An 18,962-nucleotide genomic window follows, 5' to 3' on the forward strand; every position below is an offset into this window, starting at 1 on the left:
GGCGTTGCGACCCGTCGAGCCGGGTCGAAGTGAGTGCCCCTCTGTCCTTCTGCCTGAGAGTTTGGAAGCGCGATCCGCGGGAGGCGGGGGGAGGGTCGCTCCCGTGACGCGTTTCTTGCCCCTTCGGCGCCGGCACTGCCCGTGTCGCGGTGGGCGGCCGATCTCTCCAGAGTGTTTGGATCGACGGTGGTTGTGGGGCCTGAGCGATTACGGGCGTTTGCGCCTTCGGCAGCGGCCTGGCGTCATCGTGACGCCGCTGGCCGCTTCTCCCACCGTGCGGGCGGATTATAGCGGGTCGGCGATCGCCACGGCGACCGCCCGGGCCGCCGCCGGTCGCCTGCACCGAGGCCGATACAAGTCGTTGATTGCAGGTGGCGAGGCCGGGTCGGGGCCCCGTTCGTGGCCCCGACCTGCCTCGGTCGCCCTTGCCTACTTCAGGGTGACCTTGAAGTGGTGTTCGACGCACTTGACGTAGTCGCCGGGGACCAGGGCGTTGAACGGGGTCTGGTACGCGACCAGCTTGCAGGCGTAGGTCTTGCCGTCGGGCCGGGTCGGGTCGTAGCTCCAGTCCTGTTCCCAGTTCAGCGGCTGCGCGCCGGCGCCGTTGGCGGGGAAGGGTTTCTGCGTGGCGCAGCTCAGCGACTCGGTGGTCGGCACGGGCACGACGAAGAACTTCGCCATGTCGCGGTAGTAGCTGATGCGGTTGGCGGCCTGCGGCTTGTCGGTGCCGGAGTTGCACTCGATGCCGCCGTTGATGATGTTGATCGTGGCGCCGAAACCGGCGCTGATGTTCGCGGCGGCATCGGCGGCGTTGGGTTTCCAGGTGCCGTCGACCACGTGCAGCATCGACGGCTTCGGCGGCTGCGGATAGACGTAGAAGAAGGTCGCGGACGCGAGGTTCAGCCAGGTGTCCGAGACCAGTTCCGGCCTGTCGAGCAGCGTGCGCACGGTGCCGAACATCGCCAGCGAGAACGGGCCGTAGTTGTAGTTGTACGACAGCTGCTTGGCGCCGCGGCCGTAGTACTTCTTGAAGCTGCCGTCGGCATTCTTGCCGCAGGGCCAGGTCTGTCCCTGCCAGGTCGAAGGTGCGCATTCGGCGTTGTAGCCGCAGCTGGTACCGGTGTCGCTGCATCCGGCTTCGCGCAGGAAATACAGGCCCTGCCGCCATTGCTGGATCGGCGAGTTCGGATCGTGCGCGCCGGTTTCCTGCGCGAAGTGGGCGAACATCGTCGCCAGGCCCTTGCTGCAGATCGCGTCGGCGTTGCGGCCATCGCTGTAGTCGGCGCAGATCGCGGGGAATTTCGCGACGGCCTGGAGGAAGCGCGTGTAGCTGTAGCTGGCGTCGCGCATCGGGAACAGCAGCTGCCAGTCGTTCGCAGTGAGCAGGCGTTCGACGCGTCGCACGTTCGCCGGGTTGGTGGTGCGGCCGGGAACGACGGCTTCCACGGACGCGGTGTCGAGCGTGCGCACCGAAGCCTTGATCTGCTGGAACAGTGGACTCGCCGTCAGGCGGACTTCGTTCGCTTCGGCTTCGCGCCTGGTCGGGATGCCGGTGGGCGTGCCCGTGCCCGGGCCGGTGCTGCCGTCGAAGCTGCATTCGCCGGTGGGCCGGGTTTCCCACACGTCGTTCTTCGCCGGCTCGTTGTTCTGCGTCCACCACTTCGCCCGCCACGTGGTGGTGTTGTGGACGACGTACTGTCCACCGAGATAGACCTTGCTGGCCTGCCAGGCTCCGCAGGTGGGCAGTGCCGCGGCGAGTCGCGTGGGGCGCGGCGATGCGGCGTGGACATCGAGGGTGGTGGCGCCGAGCAGCAGCAGGCAGAGCAGTGCGCTGGCACGGGTTGGATCGGGTCTGGACATGGAGATATCTCCTGAATGCATGCGTGCGATCCAGGCATGCGCCACGAGGCGCGCCTGCAATCGATCGAAGGGAATGCGCGCGTCGTTGCGCGCGGAGGGGCGGCGCGCATGACGCGCGCCGCCCGGTGTCCGGCCGAAGCCGGTCAAGCCGCATCACTGCAGTTGAATGCGGATCAGGGCAGGTAGGGCAGCCAGGGCTTCTCTTCGCGGATCGCGTAGCTCTTGCCGCCCAGGGCGACCGTGTAGTTCGACGGCCCGGAGATCGGGTACTGGTACACGATGGTCAGGGTCACGCTCTGGCCGGCCGCCAGCGTCTGCCACGCGGGCAGCTTCACCGCGACACGGTGGAAGTCGCCCTTCAGCCCGCCGATGTTGTTGCCGCTGTGGCCGGTGACGACCGTGCGCAGGCCGAAACCGGACTGGTCGGACATGTTGGCGGGCGCGGCGGTGGGCACGTCGAACTGGAACTCGGTGCCGCCGGGCAGGGCGCGGGTCGAACGATTGGTGATGGTCAGCTTGGGCGAGATCGGATAGTTGCTGTCGCCCAGTGCGAACCCGGCGAGCGCGAAACGCACGTCGATCGCGGCCGTCGGCGCTGCGATGGTCGGCGCCTGCACCTGCACCGGCGTGACCGTCGCGCGGCTGAAGGTGTCGTGCAGCAGCGTGGTCAGCGTGGTGCCGATGAAGTACTCGCCCTGGCCGTTGTTGCGCTGCGGATGCCAGGCGTAGTCGCCGGCCAGCTCCCAGAACATCACGCCGCCGACATCGTTGCGTTCGGCCCACGCGGCCTTGCGCGCGATCGACACTTCGTCCTCGGTCGACAGGAATACCTTCTTCGTCGCGTTCCACAGCCACGGCGCGACCAAGGTGGCGTCGTAGAAGCGCTGGTAGTTGCCGGTGATCTGGTTCTCCGGGCGCGACGGGTCGAGGCCGTAGCTGGCCAGGTAGCTGCCGCCGTGCTGGCGTTCGAGGTTCTTCGCGTGCCACATCGGGTTGGAGCCGGCGCCGACTTCGCGTCCCTGTTCTTCGTCATGCCAGAGATTGTCGATGCCCATCGCGCCGTCGCCGCAGGTGGTCAGCCCGATCGGGCATCCGCCGCTCTTCAGCGCCTTGCCCCACAGTCCGTTGGTACCGCCGGTGACGTTGCGCCAGCCGCGCGAGTAGTAGGGCACGCCGATGTTGATGCGCGAACCCGGCAGCGCGCCACGGTAGTAGTGCCAGGCCCAGTCGGTGTTGAGGTAGCCGATGCCGCCGTACTGCGCGCTTGAATAGACGTTCCAGCGCACCAGTTCCGCATCCTTGCCATCGTCGAACAACGCCGCGTTCGGGCCGACGAACTCGTTCCATGCGCCGTGCAGGTCGTAGGACATCACGTTGACGAAGTCCAGATACTTCAAGCTGTCGAAGGCCTCCATGCCGCGCAGCAAATAGCCCGAGGCGGGCACGGCGGCGGTGAGCTGGTAGTAGCGGCCATCCTGGGCTGCGGCGCGGTCGAGCTTCTCGCGCAGCGTCTTCATCAGCGCGTTGTAGCCCTTGTTCAGATGCGCGCGACGTGGGTTGGCGACCGCCCAGTCCAGCGGGTTGCCGGCGTCGAGCATCGAGGTCGGGTATTCGTAGTCGATGTCGAGGCCGTCGAAGCCGTACTTGCGCAGGAAGGCCACCGACGAATCGGCGAAGGCGTCGATGCCGGCCTGGTTGATGCTGCCGTCGGCGTTGATGGTCATGCTGTAGAAGCCGCCGCTGTTGATGCGGTTGCTGCCGGCATCGAAATAGCCGCCGGTTTCGGCCCAGCCGCCGACCGAAATCAGCGTGCGCACGGCCGGATTGAGTCGCTTGTGCTTGGTCAGCAGGTTGAAGTGGCCCTTGTACGGCAGCGACGGGTCGAGCTCGGCGCCGGCCACGCCGGGCCAGCTCATGTCGGTCGCGGCATTGCCGGGGACGTTCTCGCCGACCGAGATGCGGTTGTTCGCATCGACATGCGCGAAGGCGTAGTTGATGTGGGTGAGCTTGCCCCAGGGGATGTCGTTGGCGAGATAGGCCGGCTGGCCGTTCTTGCCGGTGCGCCAGCTGGTGAAGTAGCCGATGATGCGGCGCCGGCTCTGGTTGGCGAGCTTTTCTTTTCCGCCGGTCTGGTAGGTGTGGCAGTAGGGAACGTCGATGTCCGGTGTGCGCGCCAGGCGCTCGGGCAGGCACAGCAGGTGGCCGGTGGGCGCGGGCACGGTGACCAGCGTGTCGCCCGGCGGATTGGTGCCGCCTCCGCCACTGCCGCAGTTGGCCACGAAGGCCCACGGGTCGCCGGCGCTGGGCACGTTGCCCTGGGTCCACCACTTCGCCTGGTAGGTCTTGGATTCGTGGGTCACGCGCTGGCCGCCGGAATAGGCGAGCGTGGCGCTCCACACTGGGTCGGGACAGCCGCCCGGGGGCGTGGTGCCGCCACCGCCGCTGTCGCCACCGCAGTTGGCGATGAACTTCCACGGGTCGCCGGCGGTGGGCAGGTTGCCCTGGCTCCACCACTTGGCTTCGTAGGTCTTCGATTCGTGTGTGACGCGCTGGCCGCCGTTGTAGACGGCCGTGGCGCTCCACGCGGGGTCGGTGCAGGCGGCGGCGACCGCGACATTGCGTGCGCCGGGGGCGAACTTCGTCGACACGGTGCCGTGCAACTGCCACGCGGCGGCGCTGGTGATCACCGCCATGACACCGATCTTCACGGACAGGGAGGATCGCAACATGGTCTTTCCTTGATGGGCCCGCGGGGGCGGGCGTGGTGCGGGGGAGCGGTGTGCCGTCGGCGCCCGGCGCGTGCGCGTCTGCGGGGCTTAGGATGACAACGATGGTCATCCTGTATTCGATGGCGATCGGTGCGCATCCTGATGGAAATGATGACAACGTTTTCCCCAGTCAATCACGTTTTCGCCCGTCGGGGCGTGGTGCCGCCATGGCGGTGCGTCATGACTTCAGTGCGCGCTGCGATGGCGCGATGGGCTGTCTGTCGGCTGTCCTTCTGGCGTCCCGCCGTGTCCCTCGCGTCCTGTCGCCTGCACGCTCTGGTCACGACACGACTGTCAGCGCGCGATTTCCGTTCGCCTCGGGCCTGTGCTTGAATGCCCGGCCACCTCCGCTCATGTCCCCGGTCGCGCCGTCGCGCGTCGCCGGGTGAGGATCCGTTGCATGCAAGACCACGATGCCGCCCGCAAGCCCGGTTCGCGCCGCCTCTCGCTGATCCTCGGCGGCCTGGCGATGCTCGGGCCGTTCTCGATCGACACCATGTTCCCGGCGTTTCCGCAGATCGGCGCGCAGTTCGGTGCCGACAAGGTGGCGATGCAGCAGACGATCAGCGTCTATCTGCTGGCCTATGCCTTGATGAGCCTGGTGCATGGTCCGCTGTCGGATGCGATTGGCCGCAAGCGCGTCATCCTGGGGGGCTTGACCGTGTTCGGATTGGCATCCGTGGGCTGCGCGCTCGCGGACAGCCTGCCGCAGCTGCTGTTCTTCCGCGCGTTGCAAGGCATGTCGGCGGGCGTGGGTCTGATCGTCGGACGCGCGGCGATCCGCGACGTGTTCCAGGGCCAGTTCGCGCAGAAGCTGATGAGCCAGGTGTCGATGATTTTCGGTATCGCACCCGCGCTGGCGCCGGTGCTCGGCGGCTGGATCCTGGGCTGGGCGCGCTGGCCGGCGATCTTCTGGTTCCTCGTGCTGTTCGCGGTGGTGATGATCCTGGTCACCTGGCTGGGCCTGCCCGAGACGCATCCGCCGGAAGCGCGCTTTCGCCCATCGCCGAAGCAGTTGCTGCGCAACCACGCGTACATCTTCCTCAACCGGCGTTTCCAGCGCTTCGCCGCGGCCGGTGCTTTCAACTTCGCGGCGCTGTTCCTCTACATCGCCTCCGCGCCCGCATTCGTGCTCGACCATCTGAAGCTGCGCGAGGACCAGTTCGGCTGGTTCTTCGTGCCGACCATCGCCGGCATGGTGTTCGGTGCGTTCCTCTCCGGGCGCGCGGCCGGTCGCATGAGCGGCACGCGGCTGGCGGGCACGGGCTTCGCGCTCTGCGGCTTCGCGGCGGTGCTGAACATCGGCTACACCCTCTGGGTGCCTGTGCCGACGGTGCCCCTGGCTGTGCTGCCGATGGCGATCAATGCCATGGGCATCTCGCTGGTGTTCCCGATCCTGACCCTCGCCATCCTCGACATGTATCCGCGCCAGCGCGGCGCGGCGTCATCGCTGCAGGCGTTCACCAGCCTGATCCTGCAGACGGCGGTCGCCGGGCTGTTTTCGCCGATGCTCAGCCACCATCCGCTGTGGCTGGCGCTGGGCGCCGCTGCCGGCACGCTGATCGGCTTCGTGCTGTGGTGGTGGGAAGTGCGCCACACGCGCTTGCCGCCGGAGTCCGAACCCGTCGCCGCAGGGCCGCCGGCGCTCTGAGGCGCCGGTCTGGAGGCCTTCGCTCAGCGGCGCTGCGCGTTGCCGCCGCCTGACGCCGGGCGCAGCGACTGCAGCTGCGATGCCGTCGACATCGTCTTGTTCGCCGGGCGCGGACGCAGCAGCGGGCGCGAACCGTTGGCGGCTTCCGGTTCGGGTTCCAGCCAGTTCTTCAGGCTCGGGAAATCGACGTCGAAGCGCGAGTATTCGTCCCAGTTGGCCGAATTCGCGAGCGAACCGGTGTTGCTGCACGAGGCATCGCCGCGCCACAGGCCGCCACGCAGCACGTAGCCGTTGGGGCCGATGCTGAACAGGCCGGAGCCGCTGCTGCCGCCCTCGGTGGTGCCACTGAGCCAGCCGACGCGGGTGACGGTCGTGTTGATGCTGCGCGTCTGCCCGGTGGAGACCATCTTCGAATCGCCGGCCGGGTGATGGATGCCGGTGATCGCATCGCTCGCGTTCAGCGGCTTCGCGTTCCAGCCGGCGAAGAACGCGCCGGCCGGCGCGGGATTGTTGAGCCGCAGCAGCATGCCGTCGGTCAGATGGCTGGAATACAGGTAGGTGGCGCCGCCGGTGACCTGGGTCGTGGTCGTCTGGACGAGATTGCCGCAGCCGGTGGTTTCGTAGTTCCAGATGGTGATCAGCGTGTTCGCCACCGACTGCATCTGCGACGCGACCGGTGCGATCGATCCGTTGTCGGTGAAGCAGTGGTTGGCCGTGTGGAAATAGGGGGTCTGCGTCGCCGGTACCGTGTCGTTGAGCAGGGTGCCGGTGCAGATGAAGGTGCCGCCGCCGGTGCGCACGTAGCGCATGTGCGCGACCGCGTTCTTCACGCTGGCGAAGGCCGGTCCGAGTTCGTTGACGCGGCAGACGACGTCGACGTTGCAGCTGCCGGACTCGCCGATCTTCTCGATCAGCTTGAAGCTGCTGCGGGTGTCGGCGATCAGGTGCGACAGCATCGGCGCTTCGATCGCGACGCTCGTGGCCTTCACGCCGGCCGGCTTGAAGAGTTCGATGATCTGCGCTTCGCCGTCGGTGTTCGGCGTCCAGTACAGGCCGTCCGGCCCGGGCAGGCGCTTCGCGTCGGCGGCGCGCACCATCGCGACGATCTCGTCCGGTCGCGCCGAGCCCGCGAAACGAAGCTCCACGCCATCGGGCAGGCGGCTCACGTCCAGCCCGACGCGCAATCCCATCGCGTCCGGCGAGGCGATGCGCAGGCGTGCGACCGCATTGCCGCGGCTGTCGCCCATCCACTGCAGGCGCGGCAGCCGGGCCTGTCGGCTCTCGATGCCGGCGCGACGTCCGATGCCGATCTGCGGCGCCTTCATGCCGTTCGCGGCGTTGCGTCGCTGCAGCTGCAGCAGTTGCTCGGCGGGCATCGCGTCGTAGCGGACCTCGCTGCTCCGCAGGTTGCGATAGGCCGCGCCACGCCACGAGAGCGAAGCCGATTTCGGCGAGAGACTGGGTTCGCCATGGGCCATGCCGCTTGCGGAGAGTGCGGCGGGGCTGGCGAGGCAGAGCGCGATGGCGCAGGACAGCAGACGGAAACGGTGCGACATGGAACGGACTCCGGGAGAAGAAACCTGGCAGGCGACACGACGGCCGGGCGTCATTATCGCAGCGCCGCGTGCGGCGGACGCGGGGCATCCTTCACGCCTGTCATCGGCGGCTGCTGCTTCAGCGCCGCGCGTACTTCAGCGCCAGGTGCAGGGGCAGGCCCGCCCCGACTAGGGCTGCACCCCAGAGCAGGGCTTCGTGGCCGGTGCCGATCAGGGCGTAGAGGCTGTAGAGCAAGGCCAGTACCGCGACCACGCGGCCGCTGCGGCCCAGCTTCAGCCAGGCGGCGCTGCTGAACACGTACGGCAGCAGGGTTGCGGCCGTCGACAGCAGGATCGCGAAGGTGAACACCTTCGCAAGCGATTCGGTGTAGTTCGCGACCACCAGCAGGCTGGCCAGGGTGGTGCTGGCCAGCACGCCCACCCTGGGCGTGCCCTGCGAGTCGACGCGGGCGAAGATTTTCGGGAACAGGTCGTCGTGCGCCGCCGCCATCGGCAACTGCGCCGAGAGCAGCACCCAGCCGTTGAGCGCACCGAAGCAGGAGATCGCGGCGACGACGGCGATGGCCACACCCGCCGCAGGACCCCACAGCGACTTCGCTGCGTCTGCCATCGGCGCGGTGGACGCGGCCGCGACCTCCGGCGGCACGAGGCCGAGCACCGCGGTGCAGGCGAGGATCGTGGCGATGCCGGCGAGCAGCGTGCCGATCAGAGTGGCGCGCGGAATCGTCCGCTCCGCATGGTGGATCGCGCCGGCCGGGACCGTCGCCGCTTCGAGTCCGAGGAAGGCCCAGAGGGTCAGTGCGACGGTCATGTGCAGGGCGCCGAGCCAGGTCGCGGGCGCATCGGCGGCCTTCGCTGCTGCGATCGCCGAGGCGTCGTCGGCGAGCAGCCTCGCATCCAGCCACCAGATCGCGATGCCGCCGAACACCAGCAGCGGCACGAGTTTCAGCACGGTGGCGACGATCTGCAATCGTCCGGCTTCGCGCACGCCGGCGAGGTTGATCGCCGCGCACAGCCACAGCGCGGCGAGCGCGCAGGCCGCGCCGCGGAACGGCGTCGAGACCAACGTCGGGAACAGGCTGCCCAGGCTGCCGGCAAACGCCACCGCGATCGCCGCGTTCGCGCACCAGATCGAGATCCAGTAGCTCCAGGCAATCACGAAGCCGGTGGTGTCGCCGAACGCCTCGCGTGCGTAGGCATACGGTCCGCCTGCCTGCGCACCGCGTGCTGCGAGGCGGGAGAAGGTCAGCGCGAGCAGCAATGCGCCGCCGAGCGTGATCGCCCAGCCGTAGAGGCTCAGCGTGCCGTAGGGCGCGAGCGACGCAGGCAGCAGGAACACGCCGCTGCCGATCATGTTGCCCGCGACCAGCGCGATCGCCGACCAGAGGCCGAGCGGACGTGCGGCTGCCGTCGTCTGGCGATCAGTCATTCGGCGCTACGCCCGCCTTCGAGCGCCATGCGATAGGTGCGGCGCAGCAGTTCGTGGAAATGGTGCACCGCATTCTCGCGCAGCGGATTCAGCCGGCCGGCGTGATACGAACCCGAGGCCAGTCCGCGCTGCACGTCGATGCAGATGCCGATGTCCTCGTCCTGCACCACGTCGCTGAACGTCAGGTCCGCTTCGCGCCGGGCCTTGCCGGCGTCGGAGTCGTCCATCGCGTAGTAGAAATCGAATTCGACGCGGCAGCGACCCACGCCACGCGGGATGATGCGGTTGGTCTGCAGGCGGCCGGGCAGGATGTTGAGCATGGTGTTCGGCCACATCCAGTAGTACAGCGCGTCGCCGCTGCCGTAGAGGCCATCGCCGCTTTCCAGTGGGCTGAACTGGAACGAATACCACTCGGCCGTATCGGTGACGTAGCTGCGGTAGTCCAGCAGGCGGTTGAGTTCGGGATGCACGTGCGGGACGTGGTAGCCCTCGAGATAGTTGTCTACGTAGACCTTCCAGTCGCAGTCGATGTCGTAGCCGACGCGATGGTGGTGGCCGAACTGTTCAAGGCCACGATCCGCACCGAGTCGCGCATCGATGCCGGCGACGAACGCGTCGAACGGTGGCGCGGCGGCGTCGTCAACGGCGGCGAAGACCATGCCCTGCCAGACGCGCACCGCGAGCTGCGGCAGCTTCACGTCGGCGACATCGAAATCCGGCGTCGCACTCATTTCCGTGGCGGTGCGCAGCTGCCCGTCGAGCGTGTAGGTCCAGCCGTGGTAGCGACAGCGCAGCGATTTCGCGCCGAGGCCGTCGCACTGCGCCAGCGGACCGGCGCGATGCCGGCAGACGTTGTGCATCACCCGGATCACGTCGTCGGCGCCGCGTACCGCGATCACCGGCAGGCCGCCGAGATCGGCGACCACGTGATCGCCGGCGCCGCGCAGCTGGCAGACATGAGCGACGAGCTGCCAGCTGCGATCGAAGATGCGGGCCCGGTCGATCGCAGCCATGCCCGGTTCCGTGTAGTACCGCGCCGGCAGCGCGGTGGAGTGGTCGAGGGGCTGCGGGGCGAGCTCGGCGGCGTGGTCGTGCAGGTTCATCGGCCGAGTATGGCGCAGCGCCGACGGGCCGCGCCAGCGCGGTGATGTGGACGGATCAATCGCCGTCGGCCACCGTGCCGCGCAGCCGGCCCAGGGCGGTTGCGATCAGGCGGCGGATGGCATCGGCATCGAACTCGTCGCGTCCCGCCTGGGCGAACATGGCGGCGACGGCCTGCCAGACCAGCGTGTCGCGCAAGGCGTCGGTATCGAGGGGCGTTGCCGGCATGTCCCGGCCTATTCGCTCGGCGATACGCTGCAGATAGCCGGCCACCAGGGCCAGGCCCGCGTCGTCCAGGCCAAGGTCGACGGTCAGCGAGAGGCCCGGGCGCAGCTCGCGGGATGCAGTCCCGGAGGCCCCGGCGATCACCATCAGCGCATCCTGCGTGGCGGTGACGCATGCGTTGTCACTGTTCATGGCGATCCCTCCGTTCGAGGCCCGCGACGCAGGGTCGCGGGCACGCCTCGCTCAGGCCGACAGCCGCACCAGCCGCTCCACCGACACTTCGAAGCACCGCGCCAGTTCCCGCGCGATCCGGAACCTGACCGGATGCCCGCACTCGGCCCGCTTGATCGTCGCGATCGACACCTGGATCCCCCGGTGCCAGCAATCGTTGGCCAGGTCCTGCTGGCTCATGTAGCGGGACAGGCGCAGGCGGCGCAGGGTGTCGCCGTCGAGCTGGATCCAGCCTTTGCGCATGGTCTCCAGCAGAACCTCCACCGTGGGCGAGGGGGGCGGCAATTCGACCGGGATGGGCGCGCCGGAGTCGATGCAAGAGATCGAAGGGGCGGCAGGGGGGGCGATATGTGAGCTGAGGCTGTCGTTCATGACGGGCTCCGATGGGTGTCGATTGGCACCCCGCCGCCAAGGGAATCAGATTGGCGGCGGGGTGTGCGGAGCCTGCGAAAGGGCTTCCTGGATGTCTCTTCCGGGAATCTTCCGGATGGCAAGTGATTGTTTTTGTTGAATAGGATTGGCTGCGATCAGGTCTTTGTCCCGTTTTCGACCTGGGGGTCGCAACTGAAGATCCTGTTCAGATATTTGCGATCCTTGACGAGAACGTCGATGTAGAAGCTGTCGCTGGTCATCATGTCCAGAGAAAAATGCAGGGACGGCGCCTTCGCGATGGAAGATTCATGCGGCGGATGCGACGGGCCGTGCGAACCCGCGACGGTGTAGTTCGTGATCTTGTCCAATCGGCTTGTCGCGAACTGGTGCAGTTCGAATCGATCGGTTCCATCGGGGAGCTTGCTCAGACAATTGAAGATGATGTTCAGCTTCTGGGGGGAGGGTTGGCCGCCGAACGAAATCGAGCCTTTGGGGCCATAGACATAGCGGGCCTCTTTGTCGTGGGCGTCTTCCCAGACGAACAACAGCAAGGTGATTTCAGGAACTGGAGGAAGGAGGCTCGATGTGGTGAGTTGCAGCATGGTGTTCTCCTGTCGTTTTCGAGGCTGGTGCGCAACATGTCGCCTGTACCACCCGAATGCCTCAGGTGCGCACGATGTCATGCGCGGTTGCTTTGGCTTCGAGTTGGTGTGCCGCACGGCCGGGCGCTGGGGCGATGACATCTGTGGCCGCCTTCGTGCGTGCCGAACCGATGCTCAACCATGGCCTGGGCGACAACGAATGCTTGCCGATGGCTCAGGATTTTTTTCGCTGCAACTGGTCGCTCGCTGGAATCAGATAGGCCTTTGATTCGTCCTTGGGGTCACGTCTTCGTGCCGTTCTCGACCTGTGGGTCGCAGTCGATGATCGCGCTGGTTTTGCTGTCGAGCACGATGATGCTGATGTATGTCGTATCCATATGCATATTGAGTGAAAGCGTAATGACGATTTCGTCTGCATCGGTCGTCGAGATGTCGCTCGACGCGCCAAGAGGGAATTTGTTGGGGTGGCTGCCGACATCTTCTGGAAGCGGATTGCCCCCTTTCTTTCCGGTCGCGCCAACGATGAATTCGGAATCCTGGGTCGCATGTCCGATGATACGAAAGCGTTGGGCGCCTCTATGCAATTCGCTGCTGATGAGCTTGATGGAAAGTGTCTGTATTTTTTTATTTGTCATGAACCTGGCGTCGCTGCCTGGCGTATAGGCAAAGCGGACTTTTTCGTTGATGCCGATCCTCTCTACCCAGATGTGAAGATTCATTTCGATTTTTTCAATTTCTCCATGAGCAGAGAGAAGGTTTACGGGGTTGCCGCTTGCTGCGTCAATTTCGATCGGCCAGATCATCTTGATCATTTCAGATCTCCGTTGGTGGACTGGCGAATTTCATATCATGGCGAATGACGTGCCGAAGAATTGCATTTCTAGCGAGAAGATACTCCGTATTTTTCTGGATTACGTTTGTGCGAATGATTAATGTGTCCCGCCATCGCCCAGGCAGTCGACTGATCGTAGCCGATAAGTTTCAGCCAATCCGACTGCGAAGAAGCTTCTTCTGGCGTGCCGCGAAGCACATGCAGCGCAATCCATGCGGAAGCGATTCTAGTGTTCTTTTCGTCAGCAGATGACTTGAGTTCAGCTATCGTGCGCTCGATCATTGTCTCGGCCTTTTTTCGATTCCCGTTGGCGATGAGAAAGGAGGATGCCGCGATGCGTGCTTCTATGACTGCCATGCGCGCCGAGTGTTCCTGGGGTGTGATCGCCTCGAGTGACTCCAGGCTCTTCAGTGCGGACCGAAATACAGACTCTTCCTGCAATTTCTTGGGGCTGTCTCGGAAAATTCTCATCTTGATCAGCGAGTGCAATCTTTTCCATTCGAGGACTGTGTCTTCGCTTTCAAGAAGAGAGTCCAGTATGGATGCCGCGTTGTGGTACTGCTTTGAGGCGATTTCCAGGCCTTCTTGGGATCTTGCAATGTCGCCGGATATCATCAGTGCATACGCAAGATCGCGTCTTGCGCTGGCGTCCATGGATGTGGATTCGGTGACTCTATTGAGTATCGAAATGCTTTCCGCTATCTTCATGCTGGCGTTATCCTTGTCGCCCATTGACATTGCTAGGTTTGCGCTTCGTGCAAGGGAGTTTCCGAGCCAGCGCAGGAGATTCATGTTTCCGGGGTCGTGCGTGACCGCAATGCGGAGCGCGGCCTGGTCCTGCGAATTCTGCATGGCGGATTCGACAAGATTTCCTGTCGATTCCTTGATACTGGCGATCTTCGACCTCGTATCGGTCAGATCCTTGATCCAGTCGGGACGATCTGGTGCCAATTGAATGGCTTCTGATTTAAGAGTCGCAGATTTTGAAAAAAGACGCGCGGCCGATTCGTTTTTTCCGCGTTCCTTTTCGATGGTTCCGATGTTGTCGATGGCATAGGATTTCTCAATGATCCACTCCGGGTTTCGCGGATCTTTCGCGATGAGAAGATTGCTGTTTTCAAGGTAATCTCTCCAGTTCCTTTCTGCGCCGTCCAAGTCTCCGGAGAGGTAGTCGCAGTATCCTAAGTAGTAGGCGATCTGCCCGTATTCGTTCATGCCTTGAACATTCTTTGATTTACTGGACGCTGCTGCCTTTGCGCTGTGTGCTGCAGCGATCAACGTCTGTCTGGCTATGGCGATCTTCCCCTGCTTTATCTTGACTTCCGCAACGATTCGCAAGGATTTCGCTCTATTCAGTAGCTCGCTCTCGTTCAGGTCTTCGATTTTTTGTGGCGAAAGGGATTCCAGTGCTTCGGTTGCGATCAGGTCCAGTAGTTCGAGCTTGTTCGTCGGGCGGATGGCATCCGCCAGTTCGCCGAGTACGTTTGCCGAAATTCGCTGTGAGTTTCTGCGATGCTCGATTGCTTCCTGGCTTGCCTGCCTAGCAGTCATCCACAGAACGCTGGTGGCCACTGTCAAGCTGCCGAGCATTGCTATCGAAGCGCTGCGTATGCGCCTTCGAATATTCTGTATTCGATTCGATCTTGCGATGAATGTCGCCTCGTCCTCGCTGATCCCGTCGCCGGATGCAGTGGCTGCTGACTCTGCTTCCCGCAATTCATCGCGTGATGTGATGAGATGGTCGTCGCGCCTGCCTTCATCCGCCCATCGCTTCGACGCGCGGTGCAGTCGGATGCGGGCAAGCAGTAGTCTGCGATTTTCACTGATCCACTCGACTGCCCTCGGCCATCGGCGGAGTAGTGCTTCGTGTGACACGCGATAGTGCGCATTGCCGTTTTCATGTTCAGCGACGAAAAGGCGTGCCTGGACGAAGGCTTCGGATAGCGCGATTGCTGGGGCGTCGAGTATGTGGCGTGCGATTCGTCTCGCGCTCACGCGGTCGTCTTCCGGTTGCATCACCACAATCCGCGAAAGCACTTGGTCGAGGCTGGCCTGTATCTCGTCTGGAAGCCCTGTGAAGATCTGTTCGGCGTGATGAGCGAGCGCGCCTTCCAGTCCACCGATTGCTTGGTAGGCGTCGAAGCACAGCTGCATGCTTGTGTTCCTACGCTCGTACAGCATCTGCAGGGTGTGTTGCAGCAGCGGCAGCGCATCGGGTTGTGCCACCGCAGCGCGGAGCAGGACGTCGTCGAGGTAATCCTTCGATTCGGGATGCTGCTGGAATTCCAGTCCTGCGGATGCGGCGGGGATCCGGATGATGTCGCCGATCTCTCCGGTGCGCGGCGCCAGGACATCGACGTGGCCATCGCCCGATTTCCTTTCGGTCATGCCGGGCAGGGCTTCGGCCAGTGCGAGATAGAAATCGCCGCGCACGATGACGATCACGCAGACATGCCTGGATTCGCATAGGTGATGCAGGAATCGGTCGATCTCCGCGTGATCATCGCTGCCGAAGGACGGATCGGCCACGATGGCTTCCGCGTGGTCGATCACCAGCAGCAGGTGCGGATGCGACAGTGCTGACATGTCACGGCTGGCATGGCGCCGGAATGCATCCTCCAACGTGTCGGGTAACGATTCGGGTTGTCCGCGCAATGTTCCCGCAAGCGTTTCGACGGGTTGCGGCGGAAGGATTTCGCGCCTGTCGAGCGTCCATTGCATCAACGCAGCAGCCAGCCTCGGAAGCGCGTCTTCCCTGCGGGTTCCCGCCAGATCGCAACGCGCGACGCTCAGCGCGCGCAGGCCATCGTAGCCGCCCTTCTCGGTCAATATCGGGATCGCGCCGGCGTTCACGAGCGAGGTCTTGCCGCAGCCGCTCGCACCCACGACCAGTACCAGCCGACGCTGTTGGTCGAGCTGGCGACGTACCGCTTCGATCAACTCACCCGTTGTACGGCTGCGACCGAGGAAGACGCTGGCATGACTGGAGTCGAATGCGTTCAGGCCGACATACGGACTGCCTGTGGTCCAGATTTTCCTTGCCACAGCAACCCGGCGATAATGATCCTGATACACCACCCGGGCAACCAGTCGATATCCTCGCTTGCGGATCGTTTCGATGTATCGCGGGGATTTGGGGTCGTCGCCGAAGACCTTGCGTAGATGCGTAATCGCTTTGTGCACCGGATTCTCGGCCTGCATCACGTCTATGTGCGGGTCGGCGACGTTGTCTTCTGCGTGCGCTCTGCCTATCCAGGCCCGGATGTAAAGATTGACTGCGCTGAGCACTTCATTGTTCTGCGCCGCACTGGCAAGTGCGATGAGGACCTCCATGATCCTCGGCTCGATCGCATGCTCCTCATCATTGATCGAGATGATCAATCGATCGGGATAGACCATCGCATCGCCGACGCGAAAGTGCGATTGATTGTGAGTTGGCTTCTTTGGCATGACGGCGATTCCAGTCCGGGCGGCCGTTCAATGTGGATGGCGCAGATCTTTGAGCGCATGGCATGCATGCGCCGATCCGATCACGCTGTATGCGGATGCGCGCTGCGTTTGTGTCGGTGGGACCGTGGGCGCTGGTCAGCGACTGCGCCGGGGAAGTCCACGTGTGCGTGGACATGTCCGTTGCGCGCCTTTCGTTCGATGCGAATACGTACGTCCTGATCCATTCCCTGCCCCCTGTGGCTGAGGATCACCTGCGCGTCGAGCCTAGCAGAGCGAATATCGGTGCGAGAAGGGGCCGGACGTCATGCTTCAGTGTGCGATAGGGAGCGCCGCTCGTCGTCCAGCAGGCCGGCCCGGATCGCGTCGGCGTAGCGGGCCGGTTCGGCACCGTTGGCGATGATCCGCTCCAGCGACCAGATCGCGCCGCCGCCGAGGCGGGCTTCGCGGGCGTGGCCGCGCATGGATTCCCTGATTTCCTGCGGCATGTTCTCCGCCCATTCGGCGGCGATGATGAAACCGCTGGCGTCGAAGCCGGGGGCGGCTGACTCGAAGGCGGTCGCCCAGTCCCCGGGAACGTTGCCGCTGCCCTTGGCGTGGCATTGCAGGTGGCAGCGGCGCACGCGTCCGGGATGGCGCGCGTGCAGCGCCGCGAAGGCGGTGACCCAGAACTCGCGGAACATGCTGGGACGCAGGGCGAGGTCGAAACCGAGGTCCGCGAGCAGCGAGGCGAAGGCGACGAAGGAGTCGTGGTCGTAGGTGTCTTCGCAGCACAGTTCGATGCTGTCCAGCCATGGCATCGCATCGCGCAGCGCGATGAGGTTGCGTCGCAGCCCGCTGTCGACGAAGGCCGCGCCATGGCGGGCGTGCAGCAGGCGGATCGCGCGGAAGTCCTGATGGCCCGCGCCGCCGAAGACCAGGGCGATGCGCAGGCTCTGTGTGCCGGCGGCACGGGCCAGGGTGTCGGGCCAGTCGGGCGGTCCGACGTAGCGGCCATCGGAGAAGAGCAGGGTGTCGTTGTAGCGCAGTTCGCCTGCGATGACCCAGCTCTCGTCGAACTTGCCCTCGTCGCGGCCCACGTGCAGCAGGCCGAGGCTCAGCGCATCGAATCCGGCCGCACTGACGTCGCCGAGCATGCGCGCCAGGGTCGATCGCGGGAGGCCCGGATCGAACTCCTCTTCGGCATGCAGGACGATGGCGGTCATGCGATGGCTCCTGGGCGGGCCGGGCGGGCGGGAAGCGGAGATATACAGGTGGTCCTGCCAGGCGCCGACCGCGGGCGGTCCCGATCCGAGACCGGTGTCGGTGCCCCGGACTCAGGCGACCAGTGGCTGCGGCGATGCGGCCGGGTCCCGGGGGCGCAGGATGTCGCCCACCGGCACGTCGAAGCAGCGGGCCAGTTCGCGGGCCACGCGATAGCGGACCGCGTGACCGGCCTCGGCGCGCTTGATCGTGGCGATCGAGACCCGGATGTTGCGGCGCCAGCATTCGTCGGCGAGATCCTGCTGGCTCATCAGGCGGGCGGTCCGCAGGCGGCGCAGCACGCCGCTGTCCAGGATCACGCTGCCATGGTTCCGGGCTTCGCCCGGCATCGACACCGGGACCGCGTGGAACAGGGCGGTCGGGTCCAGGGCGGCCTGGAAGTGCGGAAGGGCGGTGTGCGTATCCTGGATGGCTGAGACGGTGAGCGTCATCGTGGGGTCCTCGGTGCGTGGTGCGTCACGGATCTGGGCGATGCCTCGGTCCGGAATGCCGGACCGGCGGTGGCCGCCGGGGCCAGCCCGGGAGCGGGCCGCCAGGGCAGGACCACGATGCCCCGGGCATCCTTTTCGCGCCTTTCGGAAACCTTACGGTTTGCAAGTCGTTGTTTTTGAAAGGGCAGGCTGTCGCGGGTGACAGGCTCCGAAAGCCAGTCAGGAACCGCCGTGCTGCTTCCGGAAAGGCCGTGTCGGGGCCCGGGAACGACAAAGCCCGCCTTGCGGCGGGCCTGGTCGGAGAGCAGGGGCAACGATGACGCGGGTGGATCAGTCCGGATCCGGGTTGTTGCCGACCTGCGGATCGCAGTCGTGGATGGTATGCGGATCGGTGCCGATGTCGCAGACGTAGACCGTGAAGTAGGTCTGGTTCGCGGATGTGGTGTCGAAGGTGAAGGCGAAGACCACGCTGGTGGTGCCCTCCCCGAACCCGCCGCTCTCGCCAGGTTCCGGGGTCGGCACCGGCTGGACCACGCTCGAGGCGTACTCGCTGATGTAATAGCGCCAGGCGTACTGCGACCTGTCGACCACCAGGTTCACCGTCAGGGTGTCATCGGTCGTGCCCTTCGGGAATTCGAAGGCCCCATCCGCGTTCAGGTTGGTGTAGCTGTAGCCACGGAAGCTGCCGTCCCCGTTGGTCCGCACCGTCAGCGTGGTCGTGATGTTGGCCGAGGGGCCGTTGACCACCGCATTGGTTGCCGAATCGACCTTGATGATGCTGGCCGTGGCGAGCGCGAGCAGGTCCGGGTCGGGGTTGTTGCCCACCTGGGGGTCGACGTCGGACGGCCTGCCCTTGGCCCCGCATTCGTCGGTGATCTCGAAGATCAGGTCCGCGCTGATCTTCTGCCCGTTGAACTGGAAGGTCAGGTCGAGCTTGTCGCTGTCGAGGCCCTTGTCCTTGACCTGCACGTCGGGGGCATCGTACGTGTACCCGACGAAAACGAAGTCGCCCGGGATGCTGTCCTCGTCGATGCGGCACTTGAGCACGCGCGAGGCGCGCTTCGAATGGAATTCGATCGACGTCGGCGACGTCGTGTAGGTCAGGTTCCCTGAGGAATCGCGGCCGGTGATCTTCACCTTCAAGGTCTTGCTGGCGGTGTCTGTGGCGGTCACGGTCGCGCTGGGCGTGGACAT

General features: G+C 65.0%; 14 protein-coding genes and 1 riboswitch. Of the genes, 1 reads left to right on the forward strand and 13 read right to left on the reverse strand.

What is annotated here, in order from left to right; translation table 11 throughout:
* Nucleotides 1-31: 31 nt before the first annotated feature.
* Nucleotides 32-180, reverse strand: a riboswitch (glycine riboswitch).
* 249 nt (nt 181-429) lie between these two features.
* Both ACFQ0E_RS13665 and ACFQ0E_RS13670 read right to left on the reverse strand, forming a co-directional pair.
* The gene (locus ACFQ0E_RS13665) at nt 430-1,860 is read right to left on the reverse strand and encodes a glycoside hydrolase family 19 protein (RefSeq protein ID WP_386824677.1); all 1,431 of its coding nucleotides are present in this window, start codon (nt 1,858-1,860) and stop codon (nt 430-432) included.
* Between the two features lie 173 nt (nt 1,861-2,033).
* Nucleotides 2,034-4,589 (reverse strand): chitinase C-terminal domain-containing protein, encoded by a 2,556-nt coding sequence (locus ACFQ0E_RS13670; RefSeq protein ID WP_386824678.1) that lies wholly within the window; start codon nt 4,587-4,589, stop codon nt 2,034-2,036.
* Nucleotides 4,590-5,028: 439 nt separating this feature from the next.
* Here ACFQ0E_RS13670 and ACFQ0E_RS13675 point away from each other — a divergent pair, with 439 nt between their 5' ends.
* Entirely contained in the window at nt 5,029-6,279 is a 1,251-nt protein-coding gene (locus tag ACFQ0E_RS13675) for a multidrug effflux MFS transporter (RefSeq protein WP_386824679.1), read from the forward strand.
* Between the two features lie 23 nt (nt 6,280-6,302).
* On the opposite strand, the gene ACFQ0E_RS13680 is transcribed toward ACFQ0E_RS13675, so the two are convergent.
* From ACFQ0E_RS13680 to ACFQ0E_RS13730, 11 genes are all read right to left on the reverse strand, one after another.
* A complete protein-coding gene (locus ACFQ0E_RS13680) occupies nt 6,303-7,835 on the reverse strand; it encodes a hypothetical protein (RefSeq protein WP_386824681.1) in 1,533 nt (510 codons plus the stop codon).
* Between the two features lie 118 nt (nt 7,836-7,953).
* On the reverse strand, nt 7,954-9,264 hold the full coding sequence (locus ACFQ0E_RS13685; protein ID WP_386824683.1) for an amino acid permease: 1,311 nt from the start codon (nt 9,262-9,264) through the stop codon (nt 7,954-7,956).
* Complete coding sequence (locus tag ACFQ0E_RS13690) at nt 9,261-10,367, reverse strand: aromatic ring-hydroxylating oxygenase subunit alpha (RefSeq protein ID WP_386824685.1); 1,107 nt, start codon at nt 10,365-10,367, stop codon at nt 9,261-9,263. The genes ACFQ0E_RS13685 and ACFQ0E_RS13690 overlap by 4 nt, the downstream gene beginning before the upstream one ends.
* A gap of 55 nt (nt 10,368-10,422) precedes the next feature.
* On the reverse strand, nt 10,423-10,782 hold the full coding sequence (locus ACFQ0E_RS13695) for a hypothetical protein (protein WP_386824687.1): 360 nt from the start codon (nt 10,780-10,782) through the stop codon (nt 10,423-10,425).
* 51 nt (nt 10,783-10,833) lie between these two features.
* Nucleotides 10,834-11,193 carry a helix-turn-helix domain-containing protein gene (locus ACFQ0E_RS13700; RefSeq protein ID WP_386824688.1) on the reverse strand — a complete coding sequence of 120 codons (360 nt, stop codon included), beginning with the start codon at nt 11,191-11,193 and terminating at the stop codon, nt 10,834-10,836.
* A gap of 155 nt (nt 11,194-11,348) precedes the next feature.
* Nucleotides 11,349-11,795, reverse strand: coding sequence for a hypothetical protein (locus tag ACFQ0E_RS13705; protein WP_386824690.1), 447 nt, complete (start codon nt 11,793-11,795; stop codon nt 11,349-11,351).
* Between the two features lie 281 nt (nt 11,796-12,076).
* Nucleotides 12,077-12,607, reverse strand: coding sequence for a hypothetical protein (locus ACFQ0E_RS13710; protein WP_386824692.1), 531 nt, complete (start codon nt 12,605-12,607; stop codon nt 12,077-12,079).
* A 68-nt stretch (nt 12,608-12,675) separates the two neighbouring features.
* Nucleotides 12,676-16,077, reverse strand: a complete 3,402-nt coding sequence (locus tag ACFQ0E_RS13715) for an nSTAND1 domain-containing NTPase (protein WP_386824693.1) — start codon at nt 16,075-16,077, stop codon at nt 12,676-12,678.
* A gap of 302 nt (nt 16,078-16,379) precedes the next feature.
* Nucleotides 16,380-17,279 (reverse strand): hypothetical protein, encoded by a 900-nt coding sequence (locus tag ACFQ0E_RS13720; protein WP_386824695.1) that lies wholly within the window; start codon nt 17,277-17,279, stop codon nt 16,380-16,382.
* A 111-nt stretch (nt 17,280-17,390) separates the two neighbouring features.
* A complete protein-coding gene (locus tag ACFQ0E_RS13725; protein ID WP_386824697.1) occupies nt 17,391-17,768 on the reverse strand; it encodes a helix-turn-helix transcriptional regulator in 378 nt (125 codons plus the stop codon).
* A 330-nt stretch (nt 17,769-18,098) separates the two neighbouring features.
* Entirely contained in the window at nt 18,099-18,962 is an 864-nt protein-coding gene (locus tag ACFQ0E_RS13730) for a hypothetical protein (RefSeq protein WP_386824699.1), read from the reverse strand.

The sequence above is a fragment of the Lysobacter brunescens genome (genome assembly GCF_042677005.1).
GTDB classification, from domain to species: Bacteria; Pseudomonadota; Gammaproteobacteria; order Xanthomonadales; family Xanthomonadaceae; genus Lysobacter_I; species Lysobacter_I brunescens.